The organism is Clostridiales bacterium, from assembly GCA_015243575.1.
In the GTDB taxonomy this organism is placed as follows: domain Bacteria; phylum Bacillota; class Clostridia; order Peptostreptococcales; family Anaerovoracaceae; genus Anoxybacterium; species Anoxybacterium hadale.
This window is the reverse complement of sequence record CP042469.1, coordinates 3,665,974-3,679,460: the sequence shown is the minus strand read 5'-3', so window position 1 is coordinate 3,679,460 and position 13,487 is coordinate 3,665,974. Positions and strand designations below refer to the sequence as shown.

The window sequence follows — 13,487 nt, the reverse complement described above, 5'->3', positions numbered from 1 at the left end:
TAGAATCATGAGGTGCAAATAAATTTGCACCTTTTCCAATTCCGTGATATGATTTAAATTGAAATTACACAGATCTTCAGTGCTTTCTTAGAAAGGGGTTTCTATGAAAATCAGAGAATATGAGTTTATTATGCAAAAGGTTCTCCAAGTGGTTGATGAGGGCGTTCACGTACTCGACCGAGAGGGGAATACCATCGTATATAACGAAGCCATGTCACGCCTTGAGAAGATGCAGAGGAAAGGTGTTTTGAAAAGACCATTTACTGAGGTCTTTAAAAATATGAGTGCAGAAGAGAGCACTTTGCTTCAAGCGCTTCATCACATGAAGGTAACCCTGAACAAGCAGCAAACCTATCTGAATCGAGACGGAAAGGTTATTAATGCGATCAACAGCACGATTCCTGTCATTTATAATGATAATGTGATTGCAGCGATAGAGGTATCCAAGGATGTGACAGACATACGAAAGATGTCTAATACGATTCTGGATCTGCATAAGGAAAAACTGGAGCCTGAAAAAACAAAAGCACATCGTATCAGAAAATATTGCTTCGATAATCTGATCGGTCAGAACAAAAAATTTCTTGAGGTGATCTCCACAGCTAAAAAAGCCGCTAAGAGTACTGCTTCAGTCTTTCTCTATGGTGAAACGGGAACTGGGAAAGAGCTGATCGCACAGAGTATTCATTTTGATAGTGGAAGGAAGGAACGTCCTTTTCTTGCCCAAAATTGTGCAGCCTTACCGGAGAGCCTTCTGGAAGGGATTCTATTTGGTACAGCAAAGGGAGGCTTTACAGGAGCCATCGACAGGGAGGGGCTATTTGAACAGGCAGATGGTGGAACGCTGCTTCTTGATGAGATCAGTGCTATGCCCTATGAGCTTCAGGGAAAGCTGCTGAGAGTTCTGCAGGAAGACTATATCCGAAGGGTGGGTGGTACTGAGGATATTCCCATCGACGTTCGCATCATTGCGACGATCAACGAACGTCCGGAGCACCTGATTCAGAGCGGAAAGCTGCGGAAGGATCTCTATTATCGCTTGAATATTATAGGAATCGATTTGCCGCCTCTCCGGGAAAAGAAAGACGATATTCTCCTTTTAGCGGAAAAATTCATTGAGAAATATAACAAGCGCTATGGTAAAAATGTAACGTCTATTTCTGAGGGAGCTAAGGAAAAACTTTTGCATTATGATTACCCGGGTAATGTCAGAGAACTAGAGAATATCATTATGGCTGCTATTTCTATGGCAGATGAAGAGCTGCAACTAACGGAGAAGCATATTCTCATCAACAATGAAGATAAGGATATGACAAAAGGGCCGTATGATTTCAGCCAGGTTGGCATGGATTGGTATTTGGAGCAGATGGAAAAAGAAATGATCACTCTGGCTTTGGCCAAATACAGCGGAAATGTTTCAAAATCAGCAGATTATTTAAAGATAAAAAGACAGACTTTACAGCACAAAATGAAGAAATATCAGCTTTAATAAATGCAAATATCTTGGCGAATCAGTGCAAATAAATTGGCATAACAACTTATAAAATTTAAGATATAAACGGCGGATCGATTAGTTGATCCGTCATTTTTATTGCAATAAAAAGGAAACCGGCAATAATATCTTGAATTTGAGAGTAAATGCATGATTTTCTTCAAAATCATATCTTTTGGCATGCAGATTGCTTTATATAAGGTATATCATTGCATTGCAGCCGGATACTAATCCTGAGTGGATTGATTCAGCTTTATGATATAAATTGCTGCAAGCAGTACAATGATGGAATTAGATTAAATTATATTATGAAATCAATAAGAAGAGGAGAAAAGAAGATGGAAAATGTAAAAGTAATAATCTGGGGTCTTGGAGCAATGGGCTCCGGTATGGCTGAAATGCTTCTGAAAAAAAAGGGAGTTGAGATTGTTGGCGTAGCAGGCAGAGGAAGTAAAGTCGGCCGCAGCATGTACGAGTTCCTTTCCATAGAAAGAGGCGACCGCCAGGATGTAATCATCGGCTCGCCGGAAGACGTCATTACAGAAAAAGCAGCAGACGTTGTTCTGTGCTGCACCGACTCCTTTACAAAGAATGCATTTGACAGGCTGAAGTTTGTCCTTGAAAAGAAAATCAACGTGGTTTCCAGTGCAGAGGAGATGGCATATCCCAAGGCACAGTCTCCTGAACTAGCTGCTGAGCTCGATAAAATTGCAAAAGAAAACGGTGTCTCCATTCTGGGAACCGGAATCAATCCTGGTCTCATCATGGATCTGCTGGTGGTTATCATGACCGGCTGCTGTGAAGAGGTGGAACATATTGTGTCAAGAAGAGTAAACAGCTTATCTCCATTTGGTCCTGTTGTTATGGAAGAGCAAGGAATTGGAATCACAGAAGAAGAATTCAGAAAAGGCGTTGAAACTGGAAAATTATCCGGACATGTCGGCTTCCATGAATCCATCCATATGATCGCAGATGCCATTGGTTGGGATGTAGACAAAGTAACCCAGTCTATGGAGCCGATCAAAACAGACGTAGACAGAAAATCGCCTTATGGATTTGCAAAGGCTGGCAATGTTGCAGGCTGTGCAATGAAAGGTTTCGGATATGTTGACGGAGAATTAAAGATCGAAATGGATCATCCTCAACAGATTGAGCCGGAGCAGGTAGGCGTGCAGACAGGCGATTATGTAATTATCAAGGGAACACCTAATATCAATATGGTAAATTCTCCAGAAGTACCCGGAGGAATCGGCACCATAGCAATGTGTGTTAATATGATCCCTCATGTCATCAACGCTAGACCTGGTCTTCACACCATGATCGACCTGCCGGTTCCAAGAGCCATCATGGGAGATATGAGAAATATGATCAGTGAAGAAGCTAAAATTGTAAAATAAAAGGTGTGTAACTATGATTAAAAAAGGTGAATGGGTGAGAATCCATAAGATCATTCTGCAGCCTTCCGAAAGAGCTCCTCAGGTACCGGAGGATACAAAACAGGTTCCTCTGGAAATGTGGGATAAGGGCTTTTTACAGGAGGATGCGGAAATTGGAGATGAAGTCACGATAGAAACCGTTACGGGCAGAACGGAAACTGGAACCCTGATCGAAGTAAATCCTTACTACGAACATGATTTCGGAAAGTTCGTGCCGGAGCTTCTGGCTATCGATAAGCAGGTGAGAGGCATCTTATTCGGAGGTGATCAGGCATGACTATAGCAAACGACTATCAATCAGTAATGGGCCGAAAAGCTGAAATCATGCTGAAATCCGTAGGAATTGATTATTCAGCATTCGAAAGCGGATCCATCGCCTTTGACTATGAAAAGATGATGAGAGAGACCGGATACACCTTGGAGGAGATGCAGGAAATCCAGTACAGTGTCAACGTGGGAAATACTCCTGTTCTCGAACTGAAAAATCTTACGGCACTGGCACGAAAATGCGCTCCGCTTGGAAAGGGCGCCAGAATTTTTATCAAGGATGAAGCAGCGAACCCCTCCGGAAGCTTTAAGGCAAGACGTGCTGCAAATGCCGTTTACCATGCTAAGCGATTGGGATATAAGGGCGTAATTGCCGCAACCAGCGGAAACTACGGAGCAGCTGTGGCTTCCCAGGCGGCCATAGCAGGGCTGAAATGTATCATCGTTCAGGAATGCTATGACTCAAAGGGTGTAGGGCAGCCTGAAATCGTAGAAAAAGCAAGAAAATGCGAAGCACTTGGTGCGGAGGTCGTTCAGCTCTCCGTTGGACCTGAGCTGTTCTATAAATTCCTCCTGCTTCTTGAGGAGACGGGATATTTTAATGCCTCTTTGTATACTCCATTCGGTATCGCAGGGGTAGAAACCCTTGGATATGAGATTGCAATGCAGTTTCGAGAAAAATATGGAAAAGACCCGGATGCGGTGGTCTGCACCAATGCCGGGGGAGGAAATCTCACCGGAACTGCGAGAGGGCTGCGAAAAGCCGGGGCAAACTCAACGGTGATTGGAGCCAGCGTTAATCTGGCTGGACTGCACATGGCCTCAGACGGGCAATTTAACAGAAAATCATTTACTACAGGACATACGGGTTTTGGAATGCCGTTTTCTTCCTGGCCGGATCGTTCTGATGTTCCAAGATCGGCAGCAAGACCTCTGCGGTATATGGATCGCTACGTTACCATTGCCCAAGGCGAAGTCTTTTATATTACAGAAACCCTTGCAAGTCTCGAGGGACTGGAAAAAGGACCTGCCGGAAACACTGCCCTGGCAGCAGCATTTGCTATCGCACAGGAGATGGATCAGGATGAAATGATTCTTGTTCAGGAAACAGAATATACGGGAGCCGGAAAGCATATTCAGCCCCAGATATCCTTCGCAAAAGATAATGGAATTGAAGTATTTTTCGGAGATCCAAGTGAAGAGGTTCCGGGTAAGACCATCATTTTCCCATCCCATCCTTCCATGATTAAAGCGAGAGATGTTGATCTTGACCATATGAGACGTTCCTTAATCAAGACTGCGGTAAACAACTGCAGCGGCGTGCTTACGGAAGAGGATATCCTGTTCCTGGCAGAGGAAACGAAGACCGATGAGGGGTTTGTAAAAGGGGTTTTAAAATCTCTGTAGAGGCCACTATCTGCGGCACTCCCTCGGAAACCGCTCCCGTTGGTCGGACGGTTTCCTACAGGAATGCCGCAGACAGTGCCGCAGGATTCTTAAAACTCGAGCGACGGTTTCCTACGGGGATAGCACTGACAATGCGCAATGTTTTGAAAACGCGGTAGTTGGTCGGACGGTTTCCTACAGGAATGCCGCAGACAGTGCCGCAGGATTCTTAAAACTCGATACTTATAAATTCGGAACAGATTGAAAGGAAATAAAGATGAAAAGAGCAGATGATTTTCAGGAAAGAAGAAAACACATCGCTGGCCTGACAGATGAAGAACTCTACCAGAGATTCTGGCAGCTGACAGAGCAGGTGGTGAATCCTCTTCTGGAACTTGGGAAAAAGAATACAACGCCTTCCGTTGAACGATCCGTGCTGCTTCGAATGGGCATTTCCTCTCTTGAGACAAAGCCCATTGTGGAAGGCTGCATGGACAGAGGCCTAATGGGAAAAGGCGCAGGACATGTGGTATATAAGCTGGCAAAGGCAAAGAACATCGACATCAAAGAAGCCGGAACCCTCCTTGCCCAGGGAAAATGCTGGGATGAAGCAGCAGCGTTATTCAAGGGAGGAAAATAAGATGAGTGATATGAAATTGAAGCATAACGAGAAATTGGATGTTGAAAACATCTTAAAGGACCTGGATCAATACAGACCAAAGAGAAGAGGCTGGACCTGGAGAACGCCGGAAGCAAATCTTGAAATGGTTCCTTTTACGTACCACGATGCCACAACACCCCTTGAAAACAGCATCGGGCTTCCATCCTCAAAATATTTTGACGGAATCGATCCCCAGCCGTCTCCGGTTATCACAACGGAGATTGCATCAGGACGTTTTGAAGATGATATCCGCCGCATGAGAATGGCTGCCTGGCATGGTGCTGATCATATCATGGTTATCCGAACTGCGGGACAGTCCCATATGGACGGACTCATTGAAGGAACTCCGCAAGGAATTGGAGGCGTTCCCATCACGAGAAAACAGGTGAGGGCGCAAAGAAAAGCACTGGATCTCATTGAAGAGGAAGTGGGCAGACCCATCAATTACCACTCCTACGTTTCAGGTGTTGCAGGACCTGATGTTGCCGTTATGTTTGCCGAAGAAGGAATCAACGGGGCCCATCAGGACCCTCAGTATAACGTACTCTATCGGAATATCAATATGGTTCGTTCTTTTGTAGACGCCTGTGAATCAAAGAGAATTCTTGCGTGGGCAGACATTGCACAGATTGACGGGGCACATAATGCAAATGCTACCGCAAGGCAGGCCTGGAAGGTTATGCCAGAGCTTATCGTTCAGCATGCGATCAACTCCCTGTTCTCAGAAAAGGTCGGCATCAAGCCAACCAACATCTGTCTTTCAACAGTGCCACCAACTGCTCCGCCGGCTCCCTGTGTTTACATGGATCTGCCCTATGCGGTTGCACTCCGGGACATCTGTGATAAATACAGAATGAGAGCCCAGATGAACACCAAGTATATGGAAGCGTCCGCTAGAGAGGCGACAGTAACCCATGTACTTAACATGCTGATATCAAAACTCACGAGAGCGGATATTCAGTCCACCATCACTCCGGATGAGGGAAGAAACGTACCATGGCACATCTATAATATAGAAGCCTGCGATACTGCAAAACAGACCTTGACAGGACTTGACGGCCTCATGGAAATGATTGAGCTCAAGAGCGATGGTCCTCTCCGTGAAAAAGCAAGAGAAATCAAGGAAAGAGCCTGCCTATTCATGGAGGAAATCGTGGCTGCAGGCGGTTACTTCAAAGCAGTAGAAGAGGGCTTCTTCGTTGATTCTGGCATGTATCCTGAGAGAAACGGTGATGGGATTGCCAGAAAAGCGGAAGGCGGAATCGGATACGGCTACGTTTATGAAAGAGACGAAGATTATTTTGCACCGGTTACGGCGCATTTCGGATACAACAATGTCGAGCAGTACGGCGGAAATCCTGAAAACCCATCTGAACTCATCGGAGGCTGTACATTTGAAGATCCGGATAAAATTGTCTACATCGATGAACTGGACGATGTTGATAATGTAAAAGTCCGCATGGAAGAAACCGCAAAATACAGAAACAGTGATATGATCAAACCGGAAATGGAATGGATGGCTGACGGAACTGTGATGATGAACATGTTCATTCCTACAAACAGAAGAGTCGCGGAAGTAGTAGCGGTTGAAATCGCAAAGAAGATGAATCTGCAGGACCCGGAAGTAATCAACCGGGAAGTAATGCAGGAAGCGGAAGGTACGAGAATCGAACTGAAGGGCAGAGTTCCGTTTGATATCGACCTTTCCACCCTTGTCATTCCGCCGGAACCACAACTTCTCAGCGAAGACGAGATCCGTACGGATATTGAACAGTATCCGATGAAAATCGTGTGCGGAACCGTTGGAGAAGACGAGCACTCAGTGGGCCTGCGCGAAATCATCGATATCAAGCATGGAGGCATCGAACGATTTGGTATCGAAGTCCACTATCTGGGAACCTCAGTGCCCGTTGAAAAGCTTGTTGATGCAGCGGTGGAACTGAATGCAGATGCGATCCTTGCCTCCACCATCATCAGCCATGATAATATCCACTATAAGAATATGAAACGGATTCATGAGCTGGCAGTGGAAAAGGGAATCAGGGACAATGTGATCATCGCCGCAGGCGGAACCCAGGTTATTCCCGAGGAAGCTGTAAAAACAGGCGTTGATGCCGGTTTTGGAAGAAACAGCCATGGTATCGACGTGGCTACGTTCCTTGTGGAGAAACGCAGAGAAATGCGAAATTAACATAAAGCGCCAGCCAGGGGCATTCTCTCGGAAACCGCTCCCGTTGGTCGGACGGTTTCCTCTGAGAATACCCTTGGCTTAGGCGTTGTGTTATTTCGCATCCGTTACAGGAATCCGTGGCATCGGACGGTTTCTCTGATATTACCGCAGCAAAATTCATGCTCCATGCCACACATTCGAGGTCGGACGGTTTCCTCTGAGAATACCCTTGGCTTAAGCGTTGTGTTATTTCGCATCCGGCGCAGAAATTCTTGGCATCGGACGGTTCTGAAATTGAAATTGGGGTGAAGTGATGATTGAGACAGAGCGTCTTTTTATGGTAGAAGCGGTTGAGGATGAAATAAACTCAATCATTGAACTGGAAAGTCACAAGGAGAATCGAGACTTTATTTGGATCGGTACATATGAGGAACATAAAGCGGAGATTGCTGATAGAAATCATCTGCTCCTTGTATTCAAAAGGAAGGAAGATTCCGCTATTGTAGGCTTTTCATTGATAAAAATGGATTTCAAATCTGATGTTTTTGAGCTTCGCAGAATTGCAGTATCCGAAAAACGAAAGGGGTATGGCAAAGAGGCCATGCTTGCACTGCTTCGATATGCATTCGAAGAGAAAAATATGAATCGTTTCTGGCTTGACGTTTATCCCGACAATTTTATCGGGATTCATTTATATGAGGGACTGGGAATGCATCGTGACGGAGTGCTGAGGCAGAATTACAAATCGGAAAGAGGATATCTCGACCAAATTATTTATTCCATGCTGCAAAACGAATACTTTAAAATAGATCTAAAAGAGGAGAACTGTTATGAAAGTTGATGTTCTGGTTGCTGAAATCGGATCAACGACCACAGTAGTCAATGCGTTTCAGGGAATCAACACCAATGAGCCAGTTTTTATTGGCCAAGGACAGGCACCCACATCCGTATTGGATGGAGATGTTAGAATTGGCCTTCAAGGTGCGGTGGATGATCTGAGAAACAAATTGGGAACAGAAACGCTGGACTACGAAGAGATGCTGGCTACTTCAAGTGCTGCAGGCGGCCTTAAAATGACCGTTCACGGCCTTGTTTACGATATGACTGCAAGGGCTGCCAAGGAGGCGGCACTGGGTGCAGGAGCAATTATTCATAATGTTACTGCTGGAAAGCTGAGAAGGACAGATCTGGCAAAAATTAAAGAAATCAAACCCAACTTGATTCTCATTGCAGGTGGGGTGGATTACGGAGAACGTGAAACCGCAATATACAATGCGGAAATGATCCGGAGTCTGGGTCTGAAAACCCCGGTGATTTATGGCGGAAACATTGAAAATCAGGAAGAAATGAAGCTGATTTTCGATGAAGAAAGCGGGATGAAACTGTATATCGTTGATAATGTTTATCCTAAAATCGACGATCTAAATGTAGAGCCTGCCAGAAGGGTGATACAGGATGCCTTTGAGGAACATATCATTCATGCGCCGGGAATGGAGCATGTACGGGATATGGTAGGAGGTCCCATCATTCCCACACCGGGAGCGGTGATGGAAGCCACGAAGGTTCTTTATGAATGTCTGGGAGACCTCATCGTGCTAGACGTTGGCGGTGCAACAACGGACCTTCATTCCGTAACCGATGCATCCGATGAGATTGCGCGGATTCTCGTCAGTCCGGAGCCTAAAGCAAAAAGAACCGTTGAAGGTGACCTGGGCGTTTATGTAAACATGAACAATATTATCGAGGTCATCGGAGAGAGTAAACTTGCAGAGGAGTTAGCAGATTTAGATCTTGCGAAAATCAAGGAAAGCTATCAGGCTATCCCCAAAACACCAGATGAAATTCGGTTTGTGGAGCGCCTGACAAAAGAGGCTGTACTGAGAGCAGTAGAACGGCACGCCGGAAAGCTACGGTATGTTTATGGGCCTTCGGGGAGAACCACGTTGGCAGAAGGGAAGGATCTGACCCAGGTCAAATACATCATTGGAACGGGAGGCGCGCTGACCAGACTTCCGCACAGAATAGAGATTATGCAGTCCATAGCGGAAAGTAACCATACAGGGCTTAACCTCTACCCGGGGCAGCATGCGCGGATTCTCGTTGATAACGACTATATCATGGCATCCCTTGGCGTTCTATCGAGACGATACAAAGAGTCAGCCATTAAACTGATGGAAAAGAGTCTGCAGACAAAATTTATAAAATGAAATATATTGTAATTTGGAACCTATTATTGGCGCAGAGTAAATAGAAGGGTGGAGCGCAACCATGTATCCAAGACTGAACATTGATCTTACGAAACTAAAAGAAAACTTAAATGCCGTCAGCAAGATCACGAAGCAACAGGGTGGCTGCAGCATGATGATCGTTACGAAAGGACTTTGTGCAGAACCGGGGCTTGCAAATCTGCTGCTTTCTCATCCGGAAGTAGATTTTATTGCTGACTCAAGAATTCAGAACATCAAGACCTTCGCAGGATGTGGAAAAAAGACCGCATTGCTTAGGCTGCCCATGGCCAGTGAAATTTCTGATGTAGTGCGGTACGTTGATCTCAGCTTCAACTCGGAGCTTGCGACCATCAGGCTTCTAGACCAGGAAGCTGAGAGGCAGGGCAAGGTTCACGATATTTTGCTTATGATCGATTTGGGTGATCTGCGGGAAGGTATTTTTTATCAGGATGAAGATCAAATCTTTGCCGCGGTGGAAGAATGCCTTGCCAGCAAGCACATCAGATTTTATGGGGTTGGGGTAAATCTGACCTGCTATGGTGCGGTGATTCCGAAAGAAGACAACCTGTCCGTATTGGTTGAAACGGCAAGGAAAATTGAAGAGAAATTCAAGATACAACTTAAAATGGTTTCTGGAGGCAATTCAAGCTCCATCTATCTGGCGGAGCGGGGCGAACTGCCGAAGGGCATCAATAATCTAAGGCTGGGAGAGGCGTTTTTACTGGGGAATGATACTGCCTATGGCACGAGACTACCCGGAACCGTTGACGATGCTCTTATTCTGGAAGCACAGATCATCGAGCTGAAGCATAAGCGCTCTCTGCCCATTGGAGAGATCGGGGTAGATGCGTTTGGACAGCGTCCCGTTTATGAGGATCGTGGCGTGATCAAAAGGGCTATTCTGGCAATCGGAAAGCAGGACACCGACCCCGAATCCATGATCCCCTTGGATAAAAAGATCGATATTCTGGGGGCAAGCTCCGATCATTTGATTCTGGATGTAAGTAAGTCGGATAGAGATTATAAAGTGGGGGATGTTATCAGTTTCCGCCTGGGTTATTCCGGTATGCTGAAATGTGCGACCAGCAGGTATGTGGAGAAGGGATATCTTTAATATAGCCAAAGTACTGTCACTTACTTTTTTTCATGATATTACTCTCCTTTCAATAATTTGATATCTGTGAGGATGGATAACTAATTAATCTTCCGCAGCCCTTCTTTTATAAATTTTAATTATTGATGATAATAGTAGATAGATGAAACAACCATACAGGATTAATATTAATTGTGAATAATCATAAAAAATTGATGTTACCTTAGTAGTTAACAAATACTGCAATAGGATAATTAAACCGATTGTAATGCTAAATGATTTTGTTAATATTACTTTTGAGCTAAATTGTAGTAGTAAGCAAATTACATTTTTTACAAATTAATTTTTAACTAATTTGTATGGGCGCGGAGAGTTCTCCTCGGTACGTCAAAAACCTGATATGTTAAAGCGGTATGCATAAAACTGTTACAAGTAAAACTCTAGTCATATTTTTGATTCTCATTATCATCTCCTCCGTTATTCTCTCTCAGTTTTCTTAAAACCAATGATGGAGATTAAAATACCCACTAATTGATAAGAAATGATGAATCCCCCTAACAAGAGAGGGTATTCCCCAATCAAATTGCGGTTTGCATAAACGATGCCTAATGATTCATATCCAAGCACAGGACTGAGCAGAATGATCAATGCACCGCAAATTAAGATTTTTAGTTTCATGGTTGCATCCTCAATTTTCATATTTTAATAATCAAAAGGTCTCTTGTGATATGATTCAACGGAACAACTCACTTTAGTTCAGCCCATTGGCCTCACCCCCCTCCAACTCCATGAATTCTTGTCTCAATAAGCTTCTTCGGAGCTTGTAATAGAGCAAGTATCAAGGAGTGTTCCGTTTTTATAGGTCTTTAATGTTCCTGTAAAGCGATATGTAAACCCTTTTGAAATGGTTGACGACCCACTGAATTTTGCAATGCCGCCGGATGGTGATGCTTTCTGAGTCCATGAATCGACGGTTTTCCAACTGCCGGACTTGTATTGCTGCAACTTGATGCTGAATTCGATTTTGTCAGAAGACGCTGATTCAACGATAACAGCGCAAATGGCTTTTCCTGACTTGATAGAAAAATCGGTGGAATAGCGATCCATTCCTGTCCACATGGGAGAAATTATGGCGGATGCATAGGCTTGTTCCAAGACTGGCTCCCCTGCATAAACCGCTCCTGGTGCAGAACCTATAGACAGCATTAACGCTGCTGTGATCAATATTTTTCTGTTCATATAAAAAACCTCCTTTACTGATATAACAAAAAAAGGAGGTTTTATATTACATAAAAATAATAAAAATTTATTTTATTTCCATATATTTTATACTTTCGGCAATTTCCAACATTTCGCTTAGCGTCAGAACATCACTGAAGAGGCTGAATTGGTGTTCATAATTCATCCAGATGATCAGACAGGTATCTTCGCTCTCCCAGGCTTGCCCCTTGGCACCATTGATCTCTACCTCGCTGATTTTGACATTTTCATTGTTCACCCCAGTTTTTGTCTTTCCGGCAGGGGAGACAGACAGATTGATAAAATGTTTTTTACTGTCGTGGAAGGTGATATATTGGATCGAGCTTACTTCAAATACCTCATTAAGTGCAAATCCCTGAGGAAGTTTTGATGGATAGAATGATCCTTGCCAGTCCGCAGGAAAGAGGGCACGCTCTTCTGGGCTGACTGGCTCCGATTCCACTGGTACAAGCTCCAGATATTCGCCGTGATTGATCCAAAGGAGTTCGAAAACCCGATAACGAAAAGCATCAACGGTAGCGGTCAGAACGGTGCAAACCGTAAGCAGACAAAGGAGAATCACCGCAGCTGCTCTGGCAAGTGATCGAAAGCGCTTTTGTAATGCCTTTTTTTGTTCGGATTGCTCTAGTTTTCTAATGAGCGCTGTCTTTTTCTCCAGAAATTCTACAGAAAGCCGGATGCTTTCTGCACCGTGTTTGTGCTTCTCATACTCCAGTGTATTTTCTCTGATCATCGCGATTGCTGCAGCCTTCATAAAGGCGTCCGCTCTTTCTCTAACGGCAGCATCGTATTCGTTTTTTAGATCATTCATAGTCTGCTGCCTCCTTTCGCTTCTTCGCCGGTTGGTTTCCTGCAGGAGCTGATTTTACATTCTCCGTTTCCTTAGCTGTGCCAGTTTTTCGAATGATTGATGCAAGCTTTTGTTTAATACGATAGAGCTTGACTCCTACGTGATTTCCGTTCATTTTTAAGAGGTCAGCAATTTCCTTGTTCTGGTACCCGACATAATATTTTAACGTCATAATGTTCACTTCCAGGGGGTCCAGAATACTTAGATATTGCTTTGCATCGGAAAGCAATTCGGTATTGGCAAGGATATGATCCACATCAGCGGTCCTATCCTCTATTTGATATAACAAATTTTCGGGATCATCTATTACAGCACTTTGCTGTTTTTTTAGCTTGTGGTATAAATTAATTGCTCTGCTCTTAACCATCATCAAAAGGTAACTCTTGGTTGCAGGAGAATCGGGATCAGCAAGTTTCTCCATAAGGCTTTCATTTTCAAGCATCTCAAGAAAGCAATCCTGAACAACGTCCTCTGCATGTTTTTGATCGTGAAGAATACTCATTGCAACGCGTATCATAACCTGTTCATGGAGCGAATAGATTCTGCAATATTTTGATTCAGTTTTTGCGTCGGTAAAAATTAAAAAAATCATTACTTCCTCTTTTGCTATCAATCGGATTGTGCAAGCCATGACGCACATACGG

The 13,487-nt window shown here is 44.2% G+C and carries 13 protein-coding genes; 9 read left to right on the top strand and 4 right to left on the bottom strand.

Going from position 1 to position 13,487, the window contains the following annotated elements; all coding sequences use genetic code 11:
- Positions 1 to 103 precede the first annotated feature (103 nt).
- The 9 genes from FRZ06_16210 (at position 104) to FRZ06_16170 (ending at position 10,754) form a co-directional block, all read left to right on the top strand.
- Positions 104 to 1,489, top strand: coding sequence for a PAS domain-containing protein (locus FRZ06_16210; protein ID QOX64779.1), 1,386 nt, complete (start codon positions 104 to 106; stop codon positions 1,487 to 1,489).
- Between the two features lie 341 nt (positions 1,490 to 1,830).
- Positions 1,831 to 2,889 carry a dihydrodipicolinate reductase gene (locus tag FRZ06_16205; protein QOX64778.1) on the top strand — a complete coding sequence of 353 codons (1,059 nt, stop codon included), beginning with the start codon at positions 1,831 to 1,833 and terminating at the stop codon, positions 2,887 to 2,889.
- A gap of 13 nt (positions 2,890 to 2,902) precedes the next feature.
- Positions 2,903 to 3,205, top strand: a complete 303-nt coding sequence (locus FRZ06_16200; GenBank protein ID QOX64777.1) for a 2-amino-4-ketopentanoate thiolase — start codon at positions 2,903 to 2,905, stop codon at positions 3,203 to 3,205.
- The gene (locus FRZ06_16195) at positions 3,202 to 4,602 is read left to right on the top strand and encodes a PLP-dependent lyase/thiolase (GenBank protein ID QOX64776.1); all 1,401 of its coding nucleotides are present in this window, start codon (positions 3,202 to 3,204) and stop codon (positions 4,600 to 4,602) included. Before FRZ06_16200 ends, FRZ06_16195 begins: the two co-directional genes overlap by 4 nt.
- Before the next feature lie 256 nt (positions 4,603 to 4,858).
- Positions 4,859 to 5,221: an ornithine aminomutase gene (locus FRZ06_16190; protein QOX64775.1), complete on the top strand. Its 363-nt coding sequence runs from the start codon at positions 4,859 to 4,861 to the stop codon at positions 5,219 to 5,221.
- A 10-nt stretch (positions 5,222 to 5,231) separates the two neighbouring features.
- Entirely contained in the window at positions 5,232 to 7,433 is a 2,202-nt protein-coding gene (locus FRZ06_16185) for a LuxR family transcriptional regulator (GenBank protein ID QOX65975.1), read from the top strand.
- Positions 7,434 to 7,725: 292 nt separating this feature from the next.
- A complete protein-coding gene (locus FRZ06_16180) occupies positions 7,726 to 8,253 on the top strand; it encodes a GNAT family N-acetyltransferase (protein ID QOX64774.1) in 528 nt (175 codons plus the stop codon).
- On the top strand, positions 8,243 to 9,619 hold the full coding sequence (locus tag FRZ06_16175; protein QOX64773.1) for a DNA mismatch repair protein MutL: 1,377 nt from the start codon (positions 8,243 to 8,245) through the stop codon (positions 9,617 to 9,619). Before FRZ06_16180 ends, FRZ06_16175 begins: the two co-directional genes overlap by 11 nt.
- Before the next feature lie 61 nt (positions 9,620 to 9,680).
- Positions 9,681 to 10,754 (top strand): alanine/ornithine racemase family PLP-dependent enzyme, encoded by a 1,074-nt coding sequence (locus tag FRZ06_16170; GenBank protein QOX64772.1) that lies wholly within the window; start codon positions 9,681 to 9,683, stop codon positions 10,752 to 10,754.
- A 456-nt stretch (positions 10,755 to 11,210) separates the two neighbouring features.
- Here the strand turns inward: FRZ06_16170 and FRZ06_16165 are convergent, their stop codons facing one another.
- The 4 genes from FRZ06_16165 to FRZ06_16150 form a co-directional block, all read right to left on the bottom strand.
- On the bottom strand, positions 11,211 to 11,411 hold the full coding sequence (locus tag FRZ06_16165; protein QOX64771.1) for a glycosyl transferase: 201 nt from the start codon (positions 11,409 to 11,411) through the stop codon (positions 11,211 to 11,213).
- Between the two features lie 123 nt (positions 11,412 to 11,534).
- Positions 11,535 to 11,972, bottom strand: a complete 438-nt coding sequence (locus tag FRZ06_16160; GenBank protein ID QOX64770.1) for a hypothetical protein — start codon at positions 11,970 to 11,972, stop codon at positions 11,535 to 11,537.
- 67 nt (positions 11,973 to 12,039) lie between these two features.
- Complete coding sequence (locus FRZ06_16155) at positions 12,040 to 12,804, bottom strand: DUF4367 domain-containing protein (GenBank protein ID QOX64769.1); 765 nt, start codon at positions 12,802 to 12,804, stop codon at positions 12,040 to 12,042.
- Positions 12,797 to 13,483 carry a sigma-70 family RNA polymerase sigma factor gene (locus FRZ06_16150; protein QOX64768.1) on the bottom strand — a complete coding sequence of 229 codons (687 nt, stop codon included), beginning with the start codon at positions 13,481 to 13,483 and terminating at the stop codon, positions 12,797 to 12,799. The genes FRZ06_16155 and FRZ06_16150 overlap by 8 nt, the downstream gene beginning before the upstream one ends.
- Positions 13,484 to 13,487: the final 4 nt, after the last annotated feature.